The 16,797-nt window shown below is 56.9% G+C and carries 27 protein-coding genes and 1 tRNA gene; 14 read left to right on the forward strand and 14 right to left on the reverse strand.

Annotation, left to right across the window (positions count from 1 at the left end; all coding sequences use genetic code 11):
• Positions 1 to 32: 32 nt before the first annotated feature.
• Positions 33 to 119: transfer RNA gene (locus ACP7AP_RS04560), tRNA-Leu, on the forward strand.
• A gap of 65 nt (positions 120 to 184) precedes the next feature.
• Here ACP7AP_RS04560 and ACP7AP_RS04565 read toward each other — a convergent pair.
• The 11 genes from ACP7AP_RS04565 to ACP7AP_RS04615 form a co-directional block, all read right to left on the reverse strand.
• The gene (locus tag ACP7AP_RS04565) at positions 185 to 373 is read right to left on the reverse strand and encodes a helix-turn-helix domain-containing protein (RefSeq protein WP_426032675.1); all 189 of its coding nucleotides are present in this window, start codon (positions 371 to 373) and stop codon (positions 185 to 187) included.
• Complete coding sequence (locus ACP7AP_RS04570; RefSeq protein ID WP_426032677.1) at positions 370 to 795, reverse strand: hypothetical protein; 426 nt, start codon at positions 793 to 795, stop codon at positions 370 to 372. Before ACP7AP_RS04570 ends, ACP7AP_RS04565 begins: the two co-directional genes overlap by 4 nt.
• Positions 795 to 1,163 (reverse strand): hypothetical protein, encoded by a 369-nt coding sequence (locus ACP7AP_RS04575; RefSeq protein WP_426032679.1) that lies wholly within the window; start codon positions 1,161 to 1,163, stop codon positions 795 to 797. Before ACP7AP_RS04575 ends, ACP7AP_RS04570 begins: the two co-directional genes overlap by 1 nt.
• On the reverse strand, positions 1,160 to 1,534 hold the full coding sequence (locus ACP7AP_RS04580) for a hypothetical protein (protein ID WP_426032681.1): 375 nt from the start codon (positions 1,532 to 1,534) through the stop codon (positions 1,160 to 1,162). The genes ACP7AP_RS04575 and ACP7AP_RS04580 overlap by 4 nt, the downstream gene beginning before the upstream one ends.
• Entirely contained in the window at positions 1,531 to 1,806 is a 276-nt protein-coding gene (locus tag ACP7AP_RS04585) for a hypothetical protein (protein ID WP_426032683.1), read from the reverse strand. Before ACP7AP_RS04585 ends, ACP7AP_RS04580 begins: the two co-directional genes overlap by 4 nt.
• Before the next feature lie 169 nt (positions 1,807 to 1,975).
• On the reverse strand, positions 1,976 to 2,467 hold the full coding sequence (locus ACP7AP_RS04590; protein ID WP_426032685.1) for a hypothetical protein: 492 nt from the start codon (positions 2,465 to 2,467) through the stop codon (positions 1,976 to 1,978).
• 50 nt (positions 2,468 to 2,517) lie between these two features.
• Positions 2,518 to 3,066 carry a Lar family restriction alleviation protein gene (locus ACP7AP_RS04595; RefSeq protein WP_426032687.1) on the reverse strand — a complete coding sequence of 183 codons (549 nt, stop codon included), beginning with the start codon at positions 3,064 to 3,066 and terminating at the stop codon, positions 2,518 to 2,520.
• Positions 3,063 to 3,560: a hypothetical protein gene (locus ACP7AP_RS04600; protein ID WP_426032689.1), complete on the reverse strand. Its 498-nt coding sequence runs from the start codon at positions 3,558 to 3,560 to the stop codon at positions 3,063 to 3,065. The genes ACP7AP_RS04595 and ACP7AP_RS04600 overlap by 4 nt, the downstream gene beginning before the upstream one ends.
• Positions 3,557 to 3,757 (reverse strand): hypothetical protein, encoded by a 201-nt coding sequence (locus ACP7AP_RS04605; protein ID WP_426032691.1) that lies wholly within the window; start codon positions 3,755 to 3,757, stop codon positions 3,557 to 3,559. The genes ACP7AP_RS04600 and ACP7AP_RS04605 overlap by 4 nt, the downstream gene beginning before the upstream one ends.
• Positions 3,757 to 3,930 carry a hypothetical protein gene (locus ACP7AP_RS04610; RefSeq protein WP_426032693.1) on the reverse strand — a complete coding sequence of 58 codons (174 nt, stop codon included), beginning with the start codon at positions 3,928 to 3,930 and terminating at the stop codon, positions 3,757 to 3,759. The genes ACP7AP_RS04605 and ACP7AP_RS04610 overlap by 1 nt, the downstream gene beginning before the upstream one ends.
• Positions 3,930 to 4,130 carry a hypothetical protein gene (locus tag ACP7AP_RS04615; RefSeq protein WP_426032695.1) on the reverse strand — a complete coding sequence of 67 codons (201 nt, stop codon included), beginning with the start codon at positions 4,128 to 4,130 and terminating at the stop codon, positions 3,930 to 3,932. The genes ACP7AP_RS04610 and ACP7AP_RS04615 overlap by 1 nt, the downstream gene beginning before the upstream one ends.
• Between ACP7AP_RS04615 and ACP7AP_RS04620 the strand changes: the two genes are divergently transcribed.
• From ACP7AP_RS04620 to ACP7AP_RS04680, 13 genes are all read left to right on the forward strand, one after another.
• A complete protein-coding gene (locus ACP7AP_RS04620; RefSeq protein WP_426032697.1) occupies positions 4,129 to 4,386 on the forward strand; it encodes a hypothetical protein in 258 nt (85 codons plus the stop codon). The genes ACP7AP_RS04615 and ACP7AP_RS04620 overlap by 2 nt on opposite strands.
• Positions 4,383 to 4,562, forward strand: coding sequence for a DUF7220 family protein (locus tag ACP7AP_RS04625; protein ID WP_426032699.1), 180 nt, complete (start codon positions 4,383 to 4,385; stop codon positions 4,560 to 4,562). Before ACP7AP_RS04620 ends, ACP7AP_RS04625 begins: the two co-directional genes overlap by 4 nt.
• Positions 4,559 to 4,813: a winged helix-turn-helix domain-containing protein gene (locus ACP7AP_RS04630; protein ID WP_426032701.1), complete on the forward strand. Its 255-nt coding sequence runs from the start codon at positions 4,559 to 4,561 to the stop codon at positions 4,811 to 4,813. The genes ACP7AP_RS04625 and ACP7AP_RS04630 overlap by 4 nt, the downstream gene beginning before the upstream one ends.
• A 41-nt stretch (positions 4,814 to 4,854) precedes the next feature.
• Positions 4,855 to 5,100, forward strand: a complete 246-nt coding sequence (locus tag ACP7AP_RS04635) for a hypothetical protein (RefSeq protein ID WP_426032867.1) — start codon at positions 4,855 to 4,857, stop codon at positions 5,098 to 5,100.
• Positions 5,101 to 5,322: 222 nt separating this feature from the next.
• Positions 5,323 to 5,625: a hypothetical protein gene (locus ACP7AP_RS04640; protein ID WP_426032703.1), complete on the forward strand. Its 303-nt coding sequence runs from the start codon at positions 5,323 to 5,325 to the stop codon at positions 5,623 to 5,625.
• A 2-nt stretch (positions 5,626 to 5,627) separates the two neighbouring features.
• The gene (locus ACP7AP_RS04645) at positions 5,628 to 6,017 is read left to right on the forward strand and encodes a terminase small subunit (RefSeq protein ID WP_426032705.1); all 390 of its coding nucleotides are present in this window, start codon (positions 5,628 to 5,630) and stop codon (positions 6,015 to 6,017) included.
• An 11-nt stretch (positions 6,018 to 6,028) separates the two neighbouring features.
• Positions 6,029 to 6,403, forward strand: coding sequence for a hypothetical protein (locus tag ACP7AP_RS04650; protein WP_426032707.1), 375 nt, complete (start codon positions 6,029 to 6,031; stop codon positions 6,401 to 6,403).
• Entirely contained in the window at positions 6,403 to 7,728 is a 1,326-nt protein-coding gene (locus ACP7AP_RS04655) for a phage terminase large subunit (protein WP_426032709.1), read from the forward strand. Before ACP7AP_RS04650 ends, ACP7AP_RS04655 begins: the two co-directional genes overlap by 1 nt.
• 80 nt (positions 7,729 to 7,808) lie before the next feature.
• On the forward strand, positions 7,809 to 9,722 hold the full coding sequence (locus ACP7AP_RS04660; protein ID WP_426032711.1) for a portal protein: 1,914 nt from the start codon (positions 7,809 to 7,811) through the stop codon (positions 9,720 to 9,722).
• Positions 9,723 to 9,752: 30 nt separating this feature from the next.
• Positions 9,753 to 9,965, forward strand: coding sequence for a hypothetical protein (locus tag ACP7AP_RS04665; protein ID WP_426032713.1), 213 nt, complete (start codon positions 9,753 to 9,755; stop codon positions 9,963 to 9,965).
• Positions 9,962 to 10,210 (forward strand): hypothetical protein, encoded by a 249-nt coding sequence (locus ACP7AP_RS04670; protein ID WP_426032715.1) that lies wholly within the window; start codon positions 9,962 to 9,964, stop codon positions 10,208 to 10,210. Before ACP7AP_RS04665 ends, ACP7AP_RS04670 begins: the two co-directional genes overlap by 4 nt.
• Positions 10,207 to 10,419, forward strand: a complete 213-nt coding sequence (locus tag ACP7AP_RS04675; protein WP_426032717.1) for a hypothetical protein — start codon at positions 10,207 to 10,209, stop codon at positions 10,417 to 10,419. The genes ACP7AP_RS04670 and ACP7AP_RS04675 overlap by 4 nt, the downstream gene beginning before the upstream one ends.
• Positions 10,420 to 10,548: 129 nt before the next feature.
• Positions 10,549 to 13,614, forward strand: a complete 3,066-nt coding sequence (locus tag ACP7AP_RS04680) for a LamG-like jellyroll fold domain-containing protein (protein WP_426032719.1) — start codon at positions 10,549 to 10,551, stop codon at positions 13,612 to 13,614.
• Here the strand turns inward: ACP7AP_RS04680 and ACP7AP_RS04685 are convergent.
• The 3 genes from ACP7AP_RS04685 to ACP7AP_RS04695 form a co-directional block, all read right to left on the reverse strand.
• Positions 13,611 to 14,177 (reverse strand): hypothetical protein, encoded by a 567-nt coding sequence (locus ACP7AP_RS04685; protein WP_426032721.1) that lies wholly within the window; start codon positions 14,175 to 14,177, stop codon positions 13,611 to 13,613. The two genes, ACP7AP_RS04680 and ACP7AP_RS04685, sit on opposite strands and share 4 nt — an antisense overlap.
• Before the next feature lie 820 nt (positions 14,178 to 14,997).
• The gene (locus ACP7AP_RS04690; RefSeq protein ID WP_426032723.1) at positions 14,998 to 16,236 is read right to left on the reverse strand and encodes a tyrosine-type recombinase/integrase; all 1,239 of its coding nucleotides are present in this window, start codon (positions 16,234 to 16,236) and stop codon (positions 14,998 to 15,000) included.
• Positions 16,188 to 16,613 carry a hypothetical protein gene (locus ACP7AP_RS04695; protein ID WP_426032725.1) on the reverse strand — a complete coding sequence of 142 codons (426 nt, stop codon included), beginning with the start codon at positions 16,611 to 16,613 and terminating at the stop codon, positions 16,188 to 16,190. The genes ACP7AP_RS04690 and ACP7AP_RS04695 overlap by 49 nt, the downstream gene beginning before the upstream one ends.
• Positions 16,614 to 16,797 lie beyond the last annotated feature (184 nt).

A 16,797-nucleotide genomic window follows, 5' to 3' on the forward strand; every position in this document is an offset into this window, starting at 1 on the left:
GGCTACACAACCGCCACCTTGCCGGATCAAATGCGGATGTGGCGGAATTGGTAGACGCGCAGCGTTGAGGTCGCTGTTCTTTAATCGGAGTGAAAGTTCGAGTCTTTTCATCCGCACCAATCCGGCAAGTTAAGTTATTGATTTCATTGACGGCCGCATTTTTCAGCCCGTTTTGGCCCATGAATTAGCCCCCACTTTCAACGGCGGTAGACTCGATATAGGCTACCACCTCGGCGGTTTTGACGAGGGAGACGCCGCCCGGCTTGTAGTGCCGGATTGCGCCCTTTTTAATCCAGTTGCGGATCGTGTCATGCGCCACACTAAAGCGGCTTTCCACATCGCACATGCGGGTGAAGATCGGTTCGGGCGTCACTCTGCATCCTCCTGCGGTGGGGGCGGGGCGGGAATGCGGTCTGGACGATAGCCGATGCTTTTGAGGTATTCAGCTGGCAGAGATTGCCAGTCGAAATCATCCTTAAACTTGCCGCACCGAAACTTTGCTTTCGTGGCGGGAAAACCGGGCGGCGGCATATAGCTGCTGAATGATATGTCCATTGATCGCAAAACATCTGCGCCTGAAACCAACCCGTTAGCAGAACAGCCTCCAGTTAGGCCTTCACTGCTATCCCAATGGTCACACCCGCCGCAGCATGGCCCGAATTCCCAGTATAGCGCATCGCAAGTTTGCTGATACTTGACCTGCCAAGCCGCATCATCCATGCGCCGAAGTTCTTTCACTGACGCGGCTCGACGGCGCTCCATTTCGTCAGCGGAATATTTGGACCATTTCCCCATCACACCCCTCCTTCATGCGCCGTGGGCTGGGCGATCAGGGCGCGGAGGATGGCGATCAACCATGCTCGGGCGGGTGTTTCGGCCCAGCCAGTATGCCGTTCCGTGCCGTCATCATCCGCGATAATTGGTATCAGCCTCTCTATCTCAACAACCCATATTGTTCGCCGACCCCTGCTGCTGATTTCAACTGCCGTCCATTTATCCGCGACAGCCTCATGCAGCGCCTTGGCCGCGTCGAGTGAACCTTCGTAAGCCATTATTGCCAATCCGGGATATGCAAACACGCCATCCCATTCGCCGGGGTGCATATCCCCCGCCTCCACCCGTTCAAGCAGGGCTTGCAGCGCGGCGGTCTGTGGGTGCGTCATGGGGCCACCCCGCGCGATCTGATGGCGGCGGCTAAATCTTCGCGGTGGGCGTCGTCGCATATCTTCGCACACGCCTCCACCGCCTTATCCACGGCTTCACGGCGCTCCCGCATTTCGCGCAATCGGTTTTTCAGCAGGCCCTCGACGGGTGCCGCAGACATTTCGCGCATGGCTTCGTTCTCGACGCGCAAGAAGTCGCGTTCTGCGATGAGGTCTTGCACGGCGCGTTCGTGATCTGCGAGGGTGATAAGCTGGCCAGAGCGGTAGGCGCTGCACAGGGCGCGCTCAAATAGGTTTGAAAACGGGCTGTGGTCCTGCGAAGTTGTTTCCATCGCAACCAGCCGCGCGGCTAGGGCGGTATCGGGGGTCATGGCGTCTCCAATGCGGCGAGGGCGGCTTTAAGTTGCTCAAACATCGGTCCGTGCATTGGAACGAAATGCAGCACGGCACTTGCGATCATTATCAGCACCGCAATCTCCGGCAGCTTTTTGGCTTCGGCCAGCAGTTCGGCGGGGGTGGCTTCGAGGGGCAGGGCGCGAATGGCTTTCCCCGCAACATGGTATGCACCGCCTTTAGCATTGTCTGCTGCATCCGCCGCTCTCGCCCGCATCGCAGCGGCTTGTAGGTGGGGGGTGGGGGTCATTTGCGGCTCTGGTTCTGCTTGCGGGCAGCTTTGATCTTGCTGCGATCTTTAGTGGCCTTCTTGGGTTCTGGCCCGCGTGGCCTTCCCCATTCGTGGCGGGGCTGGGCATCGTGGGCGGCCATAACTGCCATTGCTACTGCCGCCCATTGGCTGCGAGTACTGCTTTCCATCACTCCCCCTTCCCTGCGGGTGCGCGCAGTGCGGCACGGGAAAACTTCAACCATCGCGCCTGTAATTCCGGGCTTTGGTCTCCAAACGCCTCATATGTGCGGCCCTCTGCAACGCTGTCAGGTGTCCCCGCGTCCACCGCTTCTTCGCGCCACATCGCCGCAGCAATTGCCGCCTCTGCGATCTTGTCGCTCGGGGCGGTGATGGTGATGGCCGACATGATGCGGGCGTCGTAGTTGGCTTGGGCAGCGGCTTGGGCGAGTTCGATGGTGGTGTACCATTCATCTCGGGATGTCCATCCAGCACCCTTTTGACCATGATATGACTTAATGACGTCACCAGACTTAGAGCAAAACCATAACCCCTGTTTACCAGCGTCATTGTCTGCCGGATACCACACCAGCGGCTTCACCGTCACCCGCCCCTCGGCTGCGTCGAGGGCGGCGACAGCACGGCGCAATTCGTCGGCGATTGCATGGCGTCGAGACGTCATGTCTGTATCTCTGATTTGATCTATCAGTCTGTTTATTCTAGGCATATCCGTCATTGTCCTGTCTCCCCGTCGATGATGGCGCGTATTTCGTTTTCGTGGACGTATCCGCTCAATTTGTTCAGTTGCCGCAGCAGTGCAGTCGTCACTACCCGCGTATCCGCTGCGGGCTGTGGAGCCATAACCAACCGATGCGGTTCAGTTGCATCATCAAGCGCCGCCATGAGTTCCGGGTATTCATATTTATCTGGCTGATCGGGGCGGGCGGCGAGGGCTTGCGTCATTTTAGTGAGGCTGATTTTCAACCCGGTTACGATCAGGCTTTGCCCAGCCAAAATGCCCGGAGTTGCCCGCATAGCTTCAATGTCAGCAATCGCAGATTTGTAACCATCTACATATCCTCGGTCGCGCCCCGCCACATAGTCAGCGCTGGGAGCCAGATCGGCGCGGCGGTTCCATGCGGCGGCATCGTCAGCATTTCCACCGCAATCCATACACCCCGGCGAGTAGCTTTTTGTGCCATCGGCATCGGCACAATACGAAAACTCAGGATCAGTGTTCGCCGACCCACAAAATGGGCAGGGCTTCAATTCGGCGATCATGTATTCGGCTCCTTGTCGGTTGTGAGGGCGGCGCGGGCGACAGCAGGTGCAAACCGTCCGATTTCCTCAAGCGATGTTTCGCCCATGCCCTCGGCAATATCTTCCATCGCCTCGGTCAGTGCGGCAATGCGGGCCTGTGCGGCGGCCTCGGCTGCCCGCAGCGGCAGAGTCTCACGCAGATGTTTGTTGGCCATTGAGTTATATCTGCCCTGTAAGTCGTCTTGATCGGCCCGCAGCGTGGCGATTTTGTCGAGTGCTACGTTCCATTTATCCTGCGCCGCGCGACACAACCTATTCATCGTCGCAAAATTTTCCTTCGACTCCGCGAGTTCCGCCCGCAGCGTGGCGTTCTCGGCGGCGAGGGTGGTGAGCATGTCGGCGGCATCGGCGCAAAGCTTGTCAGGCGTTGATCCGTCGCCAAGCCATGCCGCGCGACGGTCTTTCAGAGCGTCGATGATCTGCGCCACCGCTTCCGGCGTGAGGGGAGGGGTCATGGGGTGGCCTCGATTTCAGCCGCGTTGATTGCATCGGTGATTATCTTGCCAAGCCGCACCTGCAAATTCCTATCGCGCAGCGTGTCGTCATGGCACAGAAACGCGACCTGCCCGACCATCTTGCCCTTCGCGCCAAGAAGCAAAACACCGCCGCCGACCACACTAGAATAAGCGCCCTCTTTCGCCGTGATTTTCATCAGATCAGTCCTTTCTCTAGCGCCAGCGGCTCAGGGATTGTCAGGGTGATGCCGTCAAATTCAGCGCCAGATTTTGGCACCCACACTGGCTTCTTTTCGCCAGCGTCCAGAAGCCAAGCTTTTTCCGTTTCGTGGACAAGGCGGGCTTCAATGTCGATCAGGTTAGATTTCATCACACACCTCCCGTCATGCGCTTGGCGGCTGCAACGGCTGCGGCTTCGATAATCCGCGCCAATGACTTACACATTCCGCGCAGTTGCGGTTCGCTGGCCAAGTCAGCGGTTTGCAGAAATGGCAATAGGTCAACCAACTCGGCATTAAGTGCCAACGTCTCCATCACCGCCCCCGTCGCGGCAGGCTGGGGTGATAACATGATCGCCCAATCCTTCCGCTACTGGATCGCAGACCTGATAGCCGGGGGCGCGCTGACCGATGCAGATTGCTACAAGCAGCGATACGACCGCATGTATGAACTGGCGATGGATGCCAGCTTCAAGCGTGACGAGGTGAACGAAAAGGCCGCAACGTATCGCGCCGCCCTACGCACCATCGCCGCCATGGAAACCCCCAACGCAGCCCCATCCGCAAAGCGCATGGCCTCGGTGGCACGGGAAGCGGTAAAGCCATGATCGACGCAACCGAAGCGCTGACCAACGCCGCCATAGGCCTTGTCGTATCGTGGTGCCTGACATGGGCATGGTTGGGCTTTAACCCCATCCAGAGCGCCGGGATTACCGCCGTGTTTTTTCTCGCCAGCTTTACACGCGCTTGGATCATCCGCGCATGGTTCAGGGGGCGGGGATGAAACCCACACCGATGCACGCATACACCAGCACCCCGATACCCGGTATGACAGCCCTAGGGGCTGATAACCGCCGCACCATCATCAAGGCACTTGCCACCCCCGGAACCATCCGCGACGTGGCGAACCGCACAGGGCTTCAATACGGCTCCGTACAGCATCAACTCACCAAACTTCTCAGCATGGGACTCGTCCAGCATTGGGGCATGAAGGGCAGCGCCCACGTATGGGCATGGAAGCAGGCAGCGCAATGAGTATCACCACGCGCCTGCATGATGGCCGCATATTCCCCAGCATGTCTGCCGCAGATCGCGCGCTAGGGGTGCCCATCGGCACAACATCCGCCCACCTAGATCGGCACGGCACAACAGCAAGCATTGGGCGTGACTGGCCGACAAAGGGGCGGCGCGTTGAACTGGACGGCATCACATATCCCAGCATCAACGCTGCATCCAAGGCATTGGGCGTGAGCCGTGACGCTATCAACTATCGACGGGGTTATCGCAGGTCGTGGGAAACACCATCCAAGGGGGCAAAATGAGCCAGCGCGCCGCCATGTGTGACGGCAAGGCACCCCTCACATGGTGCGAAGCCATTGCCATCCTCGCCCGCCCACGCAGCCGGGAAAAGCGCCGCAGCCTGTATCATTGCCCGATATGCAGAGCGTGGCACATAGGCCAGCACTCGAAGAAAATCAGAAGGGCGTGACAATGCCCTGTAATGTGATAATATAACGTCAACCTTCAGCACTAGGAGCCAACCAATGCCCACAGCACATATCCGTATCGGCGGCGCAATGAACGGCGGAGCAGTCGTCATCGAGCCTATCGCCAACGGCGGAACTGAAACCATCACAACGGGCGCGGCATCGCTGCAAACAACCATCACAGCCCCGCGCCAAGGCAAAACCTTCGCCCGCATCGTCGCCAACGGCGGGAACATTTGCTTCGCGGTAGGCGTCAATCCTATCGCAGTCATTGCAAGCGGTGATATCATCATGTCAGGCGCAAGCCTCGATCTAGGGCCGCTAACGCCCGGTGATAAAATCGCCGTGATTAACGCCTGAACATGACTGCCCTGACCGCAAAGCAAGAATCATTCTGCCTAGCGTTTGTCGAGACGGGCAATGCTTCAGAGGCCTATCGACGTTGCTATGATGTAGGCGAGAAAACCAAGCCAGAGGCAATCTGGACAAAATCAAGTCAACTGCTTGCAAACGGTAAGGTGAGGGCAAGGGTGGATGCCCTACGCAATAAATCAGCAGAACGCCTGATGGTAACGCTAGAAAGCCTCACCGCCGAACTGGATGAAGCGCGCAAACTTGCTAAGGAAGTCGCCAATCCCGCCGCAATGACAGGCGCAACAATGGGCAAGGCAAAGCTACACGGGTTGCTGGTTGAAAAGCAGGAGGTTCGGTCGTTTACTGTCACGATCACCGGCGATGATGCCGATCTTTAGGAGTTAATACTATGAAGGATTTCTTCAACTTTAACAAAAAAATGCTTTCTGCATTCCGAAAGTCAATTGTTGACGACTTATCAACCGATCATTTAGGGCGGGTTATAAAATATGATGTGTTGGGTGAATTTGTTGATGCGGTTCTATCGTATGTATTTGATGGCAATCTTCTCGGCGGAAAGCAATGCTCTGTATCTGCGCCTCTTATTTCGGTTAAAGACGGCAGAATTGAACTAGCTATTAACTACGGCGGTGATATGTGGGCAAGATATGATCTTGCGAATCTATTGGTAAATGAGATTGATGAACTTGATGAATTCGAAAGAAATCTTGCCGCGACATATTTAAAGCATACTTCGGAAATCTTCGAAATGAACAAGGAGTAATGACCTTTGATCTAACCCCGAAACAGAAAGAGGTCCGCGCGATATTCGCAACCGGGGCGAAGTTCTTTCTGGTTTACGGCGGCTCTCGATCTGGCAAAACTTTCTTCATAATCTACGCCATCATAACCCGGATGCTGAAAGCGCCGGGGTCGCGCCATGCGGTATTCCGTGCTGATGGAGTGGACGCCAAGCAGTCGGTCGGAAATGAGACGGTGCCTTCCGTGCTGGCGCTGGCATTCCCCGGATTAACGCTGAAATGGCACGACAAGGATGGATACTATGAGGCCCCCAACGGCTCGCAGCTTTGGCTTGCGGGGCTGAAAGACAAGGCGCGGCTTGATAAGGTGCTGGGCAAGGAATTTGCCACGATTTACCTGAACGAGGCCAGCCAGATCACCCTCGCGGCATTCTCGATTGTGCAAACCCGTCTTGCGCAGAACGTGATGCAGGTTGACGGGCGGCGATTGCCGCTGCGGCTATATGTCGACCTTAACCCAACAGTTGCCGCGCATTGGACCTATCAAATCTGGATCAATGGCATCCATCCAGAGGGCAGCTTTGCCATTCCAGAACACGCCACAGATTACCGAACCGTGATGGTCAACCCGGTGGATAACGCGAGCAACCTGCCACCTGATTACATCGCGGCACTTCGCAACCTGCCCGAGCGGATGCGGCGGCGGTTTTTCGATGGGGCATTCACCGCAGATGATGATAACGCGCTGTGGCGGCGGTCCTACATCAAGATCGACACAGCCCCGGAAATGAAGCGGATTGTAGTTGCGATTGATCCGGCAACCACCAACACGCCAGGTTCGGATGAGACGGGCATCATCGTGGCAGGCGTCGGCTTGGATGGGCGCGGCTATGTGCTGGCGGATGAGAGCGGCAAATATCGGCCCGAGGAATGGGCAAGGCGCGCAATTAGCCTGTTTGACACATATGATGCTGATGCCGTTGTCGCCGAGGTCAATCAAGGCGGCGATATGGTGGAGAGCATGATCAAGGCTGCCGCTAAGGGCCGTGTGGTGCCTGTGCGCAAGGTGACAGCCACAAGGGCCAAGCATGTGCGCGCTGAGCCTGTAGCGGCGCTATACGAGCAGGGCAAGGTTCGGCACACCGAAGACTTCGTTGAGTTATGCGATCAGCTTTGCGCATTCACTCTTGGATTTGACCGGACTGCACAAGGCTATTCCCCCGACCGCGTGGATGCGCTGGTATGGGGGTTCACCGATCTATTCCCCGCGATGGTGCAGCGACCGACGCCAACGCCATACGTTGACACAGGCCCCAGATATGCCCCCGGAGCGCGGCGGGCGTTCTAGTGCTTGTGTTATAACATAACATGCCGTATCTTGCGCCGAAGATTGGGGTAAGATGATACTCCACACAATCGGGGATATTCATGGCGCGCATGTCCAAAGCCGATAGGCTCAAGGAAATCCACGAAACCGCACTGCGTCAATTTGAGGCGTCTTGGTCAGTGTCTTGGCCTGATCGGGAAGCAGCCCTAGCCGCAAGGCGCTTTGTCGATATTCGCGGCGCACAGTGGGATTGGGACACCAACAACGATTTTGCAGTTCGCATGAAACTGGAATTTAACTTCGTCTCTCTGGCCTGCACCCGGATTAACAACGAATACAAGGCAAACGAGATCGAGGCGCAGTTCATTCCCAAGGATGGCACTGAGGCCGATCCTATCGCTGATCTGTGCGCGTCCCGCTATCGTGCTGACTTCCAAGATAGCAACGGCAAAGAAGCCCGTGATAATGCCTTTGATGAGATGATCAAGGGCGGCATGGGCGCAGTGCGCTATCGCACCGAGTTTGAGGACGAGCGCAAGGGCACTCAGCGGATTGTGATCGAGCCAATCCATGACGCGGCGACAACGGTGTATTTTGACGCCAATTCCAAGCGCAAGGATAAGTCCGACGCTGAACATGCGTTCTTGATCCGGCCTTACACGAAAGACGCATACAAGACGCTGTTCGGCGATGAAGGCAGCGATTGGCCGCTGCACCTCAAAGGACAGTTTGAATTCGCGTGGTTTGGCGATCTGATCTATGTCGCGGAGTACTTCGTCAAAACCAAGGGCAGCGAGATATATCGCAGCTTCACCGCAATTGACGGATCGGTTGAGGAATATTGTGCCGATGATCTGACCGCCGAAGATGTGGCGGATATGATGGCGCAGGGATACGTCGAGGGCGAGACGTTCAAGACAAAGCAAACAACTGTTCGCAAATACACGCTGTCCGGTGCAAAGGTGCTGTCGGATGATGGCGAGATTGCAGGCGACCGCATTCCGATTGCAGTGGGCTATGCGTATCGCTCGGTGATCAATGGCGTTGAGCGGTTCCGGGGCCATGTCCTGCCCGCGATTGATCCGCAGATTCTGTTTGATATCTGGGTGTCAAAGATGGCCGAGATTGCGGCATCGTCGGCAGTTGAGGTTCCTATTTTTTTGCCGGAACAGATCGCGGGCCATGAAAACCGCTGGAACAATCAGGCGATTGAAAACCCGGCATTTCTGCTGTTGAACCCAATTATCGGAACCGATGGCAACCCTCTCCCGGTAGCGCAGATCGGGTCAACCAAAGCGCCGTCTGTGCCAGAGGCTATCACCGGGCTGTTGAATATCAGCAATCAGGGCTTGATGGATATTCTCGGCAACCCGCAGATGGGCGAGCAGTTGCAGGCTCAAACCTCTGGCGTAGCGATGGAGTTGACGCAGGGCCGCATTGATATGCAAACCTCTGGCTATGTTGAAAACCTCGGCGATATGGAACGTTTGGGGGCTTCGATCTGGCTTGGCGTGGCGAAGGAAGTTTACACCGAGCGCGGGCGCAAGATTAAGATCATGTCCGACACGGGCAAGCGCGGCACTGTCGAGATTGGCAAGCCGATGCTGGACAAAGATACGGGCAAGATCAAGGACGAGCTGAGCTTCAAGGATGCTGATTTTGATGTGGCGGTTCAGGTAGGACCATCGTCCAAGTCCAAGCGTGATGCTGTTGTGCGGTCGGTCACCGGGCTGATGGCCGTGGCGCAAGACCCTGAAACGCTGACTGTCCTCACCAACGTGGCGATCAACAACATGGAAGGCCAAGGGCTTGCCGATGTGCGCGAGTGGAGCCGCAAGAAGCTGGTTTCCATGGGCGTCTCGCAGCCTACCAAAGAGGAGCAGGCCGCTATGCGCGCGAGTTTGAGGCGGCGCTGCGGCTGCTGCCGGATATGCCCGCACAGAAACCAGTCGCGCCCACTCAACAGGGGGTGTCGACCCCTAGCTCGACACCCCCCTCTTTCCTCGCCCGCTTGATCGCGTGGCTATTCGGCAAAGGAGCCTGATATGAACCCCACGGCAATTCGATGGATGATCTATCTCGCAGGCATCGGCGCAACCGGGCTGGAAATCGCGCAATTCGGCACATGGGATAGCGCGAACATGACGTTCGATCTGTACCCGTTCCGCGTCGATGATGCTGTGCGGTCGGCGGTGTCTGGCGGCGGCAACGCGCTGGCTATGGTAGCCATCTGGCGGGGCTGGGGGGCGCGCAAATGAGCGTCGTCAATATGTGGAGCGGTGAGCCGTCCTCTGCTGCTGGCAACCCCGATTTGGTGGAGCAGTTAGAAGAATTGCTGGCCCGCGCGCAGGCGGGATCAATCACCGCTATGGGCATGGCCTTCGTCAACAGCGATGGATCAATTGCTACGCGGTGGAGCGGCGGCGATCAATCCATGCCGATGATTGCGGCGGTCTCGATGCTGCAACATGAGTTTCTGGCTGGCGTGGGGGGCAGGGCATGACCGCGTGGCTGTTCGTTAAGGCCATTCCCTACCTGATCGGCCTCATGGCGCTGGTGGGGCTGTATTTGCGCGGCAGGCACAACGGCGTGGTGAAGGCGCACCGCGACACGCTGGAACGGTATCAGAAAACACGGAAGGCGATGGATGATGTGGAAGCTGGGGATGATCCTGACGCTGCTAAACGCTGGCTGCGTGAGCGCGGTAAATGACGCGGCGATCTGCGGCGGGACCGCACAGGCGCGCACGCAACACGCGGCGGCTTTGGCAGATGATGGCGGGCCTCGGTCGCTGGTTACAGGCGCGCGGCTGATCAAGTTAATGGATGCGGGGTGTAAGCTATGAATTTCGGATTTGGCCTTAGCCTCACGGCGCAACTCATGGGCAGCGGTGGGGGCGGTGGGGGCGGTGCGCCGCTGTCGGTTATGCGCGGATATCAACCCAGTATGAATATGGGGACCACGGGCGATAAGTTTGTGTCTCCGACTGGCTCGAATGCAAACGCAGGCACCATCGGCTCTCCGTATTTGACCATCGAATATGCAATGACGCAGATTACAGCGGGGCAACACATCAAGGTTCGGGCTGGAAAGTACCGCCCTGTTCCCTCAGTTTCTTTCTCGGGCAAGGGCGGCACTGTCGGCGCTAGGACTAAGGTTTCCGGCTACGGGACTGAACAGGTTATTGTCACCGCAGCAGAAGCCTTGACAGGCTGGACGCAATGCGCCGCTGGCGATAGCACGGTTCTAGGCTCGGTGCTGGGTGTGGCTTCGTCTCCCGTTTACAAGAAAACCGTTGCTAAATCCACGATTGCCAGCAGCGATCCGCGCGCGGCATTCCCATTTGAAAATGGGGTGAAGCTAAACCCTTGCATGGCAAAGCTGCCCGCTCCGCAATTCCCGCAATACGAAAGCGTCACGGCGGATTGGCAAACTGCAACGACAACTGTCACAAGCTTAGGTTTGGTCACAGGCTTCCGCCTTGCATCTATGACAAGCCTTTACACGACAGCGCAAATCCAAAACGCTGATGTATATTTCCACGCTTATCCAAACGTCAACTATCGCACGAAGGTCGCATCTTTTGGCGCTGGCACGGACGCTGTTGCAAACACGATCAACCTGACTGACCAAACTCAGACCTATGAAACCAACACTTACAAGGACCGCTTTGCTCTCATCAACATTTTGCCGCAACTAAAGGCCGGGGAGTGGGGCTTTACAGACGACGACGCCACCAACTGCACGCTCTACATTTACCCGACCAGCGCCGCCAATATGACCGCGAATATCGAATATTCGGCACGCGGAAAGGTTATTGATCGGGCTTCTGAAAGCCATTGCGAAGTTGCGGGCCTGATCATTGAGCGCGCATCATCGGCAGGTGTTGGGGCGGATGGACTTTATAACATCGCAGGCGCGGGGTCAGGTATCGGATTTGTCGTTGATAACTGCCTAGTTCGCCACGGCTATCGCGCCAATCGTAGCTATACCATGATTCATATGGGCAACGTAAGCGACGTTGTAATCCGCCAGACCACTATCCAAGACGGGTACAATCAGGGCGCTATTTTCTTGCAAGGTGGCGAGTGGAACGGCACGGGTATGGCGTCAGGAAACCGCATTGACCGATGCCTGATAGAGAGAATGGAAAGCAGCCCAATCAGAACGTGGGGCCAAACGCTTTGCGTTGTCAGTTGGACTTCCTGCCGGGATTGCGGTGTCACTGCTCACGCCAATAAAGCCTCTGTCTACGCATCATCACACAAAGTTCTGTATTGGGGCTGCGATTGGCGTAGTTGCTCCGGCTATTGGACATTCCAAGAGTGTTCGTCAATCGTTGCCGCGTTCTGTGATATCCCGGTCACTTATATCTCGGATAACGTCTATGCGATCAACGATCAGAACAGCGCCACCGCGGGGCAACAATCGCCAGCCACCGAGCAATCAATCAACGGCGACAGTTACTTCCTGAACTGCATCACCGCGCCATTCAGAGATACGGTATCGGCAACCACATCTATCGCGCTCGGGATAACCGCTGAAACCGCTGTTTTGTTCACAGCCAAGAATAACATTTTCCACGGCGCTACAGGAGCGTCTAGCGTTGATCAAAGCAAGCTGAAAGCGGGCGGCTGGAAAAATAACTTCCTGTCGTCTGGTGTATCAATTGACGCCTCCGATACAGTCAACACCAACTTGTCGCTGATCTACAATGACGTAATGAATGGTGACACATCAATCAAAGCTGGCAGTCCTACACTGTCGGCAGCAACCGCCAGCATTGCTGCGGATATCGCTGTTCTTGCAGGTTGGTTTCCCGACTTTGCAAGCCAAATGGCTTACGATATTTCAGGCGCTGCGTTTAACTCAGCAACCCCGCCAATGGGGCCATACGTCAATGCGCTCAGTCCGCTTGCAGTACCTATGATATGGATTGAACGGCCTACAATCTCTGGCACTCCAACCAGCGGCACCGCCCTAAGCCTAGTCGGTGGCTATCGCGTGGGCTACCCCTTTGCGGCACAAACGCAGCAATGGGTAAGGTCAACAACCCGCATCACAGGGATTACCAACATAAGCGGCCAGACTGGAACTTCTTACACGCCAGATGCGGCTAACGCTGATGTTGGCTATTACATCGGGTGCGACGTGACTTCAGGTGGGGTGACAACGCGGGTGTGGAGTTCCCTTCAAGTTGTTGCTGCGGTCGCGTTTGCAGCGCGCGGGGCTTACTTTGACAGCGCCGACAACCTTAGAAATGGATCGTCTGCTGTCACGTGTGGCTCTAACGGTCTTATGTCGTTCTGGATAAAATCTGACGATACCGCGTGGAACGCCAGTGCCCGGACTATTTTCAGCAGTATAGTTGGCAGCACTATTGTTTGCAGTTTGTCCACGACTACTACGGGGCGCTTAACATTCCGACTTAACAACGATACAGCAACTGACACGGCGACGTTCTTCTCTGCGACCGGAAGCGTTCAGTTTGCAATCGCGACTTGGTATCATATCATGATCGCGTGGACTGCATCGGGGGCGACAATCTACGTCAACGGCGCATCTGTAGCCACAATGACATTTGCGTCTGTTGATATGAGCGGTGCCAATATCACCTCCATCGCGTTCGGATCAAACACCATCGGCACTTCGATCTGGAAAGGCGATCTAGCGCACTTCTGGTTCTCGACAACTCAAACACTTGATATCACCAACTCCACCAATCGGGCAAAATTCGTGTCTGCGGGGGTTCCTGTTAATCAGGGCGGCAATGGCGCAATCCCCACGGGAACAGTGCCAGAGTTCTATTTGGACGGGGCCGGGGCTGCTTGGTCCAACCAAGGCACGGGCGGCGCGCTGACCGTTACGGGCGCGCTGACCGCTTCCAGCACAACGCCAAGCTATTAATGGTTGCGCTTGCGCCGACGTATTAGAGCTAGCGCCGCAATGGACAGTGGCACCATTGCGGCGGACCCCGGTAAGGGCACGGCAGCAATGGTGTAGCGCCCAATCTTGTAACCCTCTGGCAAGCCAACGCTTCCAGATCCGTGACACCAATCACCCCACAATACGGGAACCCACGTATGCGCGGGAAGATCAGCAGGCCCCTCCGAATACAAAATGCTCAAGGAGTCGCTCAGAGAAATTGCTTTCAGTCCCTTATCGGTACATTGCGGCTGTCCGATAAAAGCTTCTGTTTGTATGATATCAACGCCGTCCACAATCTTGAACTCGGTTGGTTCCCATGTCTCATAGATGTTGCCATTAAGTATCATGGAAATCAGCGATACGGAATAGGTAGCGGCCAGTGTGGGGGAATACCAGTGTAGATTGAATGTGCTAAATTTGGCCCTGCCTACTTCATTGGCATCAGCTTCTAGGGTGTCATAGAATTTCAGTTCATAAGTCGCCGCCCCCGCGCTCCCCGCCAACCCAACCGCCGCCAACATCGCCAAGAAAAACCTGTGCATCACTCACCCCCAATATACGCGCAAAATCTGAGCGTGGGCGCGGTGCGGAATTGAGTCAACGATTCTTGCGGCGGTGGTGCGTGCATCGGCTAACACGTGCCGCGCGTCATGTTAGTTTTTCGCGGTTTTGTTGACATGAGGGCGCGGCTTATGTCAGAAACCCCGCGTGTGGACACATCGCGCAACCATAATCGGCGGCAGATCATCGCCGGGTGACCGGGAAGTGCTGCGGGACGGCAAGCCCGTTGGTCGGGTGTATTTCGGCGAAAACTACATCCCCCCGATGCAATGGCGCTGGTTTGCCGGATCGCAGCACGGCTCGGCTGAAACGATGGCTGACGCGCTGGAATGCGTGAGGCAGTCGGCAGGTTAGGGGGATTCCCACGCGCGGCTATATGGGCTATGGTGGGCGGGCGGCGAATTCAACGCAACCCCCGGCACGGCGGGCAATCCGTGCACCTCATAACCCGGCTGCGGATGAAATCACCACATCCCCGCAAAGCTGACAGGATGGTGTGACGGCGGGAAAGACCGCGCCGCTTTCTGGCGGTGCATCTTCTGGAGTGGGATTTTCCCGCTTGGTCTTAAGGGCTGGAGTTTTTCGGCTGAGATGCACCACTAGAGCGCGGCGCGACGATGGGAGCGGCTAAGACGCCTTGCGGGTTCGATTCCTGACCCGCCACGCTCTACCTGTCCGCCAATACTGCCCCGCCTCATGGTAAGCCCAGAGGCCCCAGCCGATCCTACGGGGTCGGCTGACTTCTTTGCGCAATCTGCAAACAACCCGGCCCGCGCTGTAACAGGCGGGGGCTTTCGCGTTTCAGCCCCGGCGTAACTGCACAACTTGCGCTGTCTGCCCCGTGACGTGATCGGCCCATTTCTGCATGACGATCATGCGGCGGTCCAGTAGGTCCGACCGGGCATAGCTGCGCTCCACCTTGCCGCCGACCTTATGCGCAAGAACCGTTTCCGCCACATCGAAGGTGCAGACCTCGGTATCCTGCGCCCAAGTGCGAAAGCTGGTGCGGAACCCGTGCGGGCGTCCAACTTCCCCCGTGGCGTTCAACGCCTTCAGCAACGCGGTTTCCGATATGCACTGGCCCCGGCGATAGCTTGGGAGTACGAAATCATCCATCGCATAGGCTGATCGCTCTTGCACCACCGACAATGCAGCGGGCGGCAGCGGGTAGCGGAACGGCTCGCCCGACTTCATCCTATCCCCCGGCACCGTCCACACATCGCCGTCAATCTCGCTGAACCGCATCCCCCGCAGGCTATCAGTGCGGGCGCATGTCAGGATCGTAAGCCGCAACGCCGCGTGTGAAACCGTTTGCGCAGACAGTGCGGTGAACAGCGCAGGGATATCCTGCCACGGCGTCGAGGCGATGCCCACGGGCGCGCGGACAAACACCCCCAGCATATGCCTAGCCTGTTCCAGCGTGAACGGGTCGCAGTCATAGCCCATCAGCCTGCCTTGGCGGAATATAATGCCAAGCCGCTGAATGGCCTTTTCTGCCGTGGCGTTCTTGGCTTTCCAGATCGGCTTAAGCGTGTCGCGGATATCGGCGGCGATGATGGTTGAGATATTGCGCTTGCCGATCTTGGGCAGCACGTGGATATCCAGCGGACTGCGCCAGCGCCCGCGTGTGCCTTCGCCGCGCAAGCCAGCTTTGATCGCATCAAACACCGTGTCAGTGACTTCGGCTAGCGTCGGGTCTTTGCGGTTTGCTTCGGCCTTCTCAATCTCAATCTGCCGCTTGCGTTCGGTGATCGGGTCCAACCCCGCAGCCAGCACCACAGCCCACTTGTCACGGGCCTTGCGCGCTTCGGCTAGGGTTGTGTCAGGGTATGCGCCCAAGCCCATTTCTCGGCGCTGTCCGGCGATGCTATAGCGGTAGGCCCACTTCCCGCCCGTCTCTGTCCGATCAAGCAACAGCCCGCCGCCGTCGAGTAGCTTACCCGGCGCGGCGTTCTTGATCTGAATAGCGGTCAGGCGGGAAGTGGCGCGGGTCATGCTTTGGGCGAGGCCGGGAGTGGCATCCAGTGGGTATATGCGCAATCTTCGCCACGGTGACGCCAAAAATCTCCATCCGCCAAGCACATTTCCACGCCGCCATTTCCCAAGTAGCGGTTCCAAACCAATACCCGTAATCTCTCACCTGCATGATAGTTTGGTGCCGTCTCTATCGGTTGCCAACAGCTTTTCTCTGGCGCGCCCCGCATCGGCGCGGCGCGGTCATAAACATCTAGGATCATCTTTGCGCCCTTCTTCCCAATATTGGGCGTGCGCTCAAGGCCAGCTCCACCTTTCGTGCCAACGGCCTTGACTAAATCCTTAACCGTGATGATCCCATCATTGGCCAGCACATTGCTGTATCGCACAGGAAGCCCAACTACTTCGAAGTTGTCCAAGCGCGTATCAATGCTAAATGTCATTCTCAGCCCATGAATTAGCCCCCCATTTGATCGCCGATTCAGTGCGTTGCAGATCGTGGCGAAGCGGCAGTTGGGGGCGTTAACTGCCTTAATTCTTAGGCTTATTTCGTGCCTATGCAAGTGCCAGCGTGGATTGATTCGTGCGTTTCATCCGCACCAATCCGGCAAGGTGGTTTGAGCCTGA

It is taken from the genome of Cypionkella sp. TWP1-2-1b2, from assembly GCF_049896245.1.
GTDB lineage: Bacteria > Pseudomonadota > Alphaproteobacteria > Rhodobacterales > Rhodobacteraceae > Cypionkella.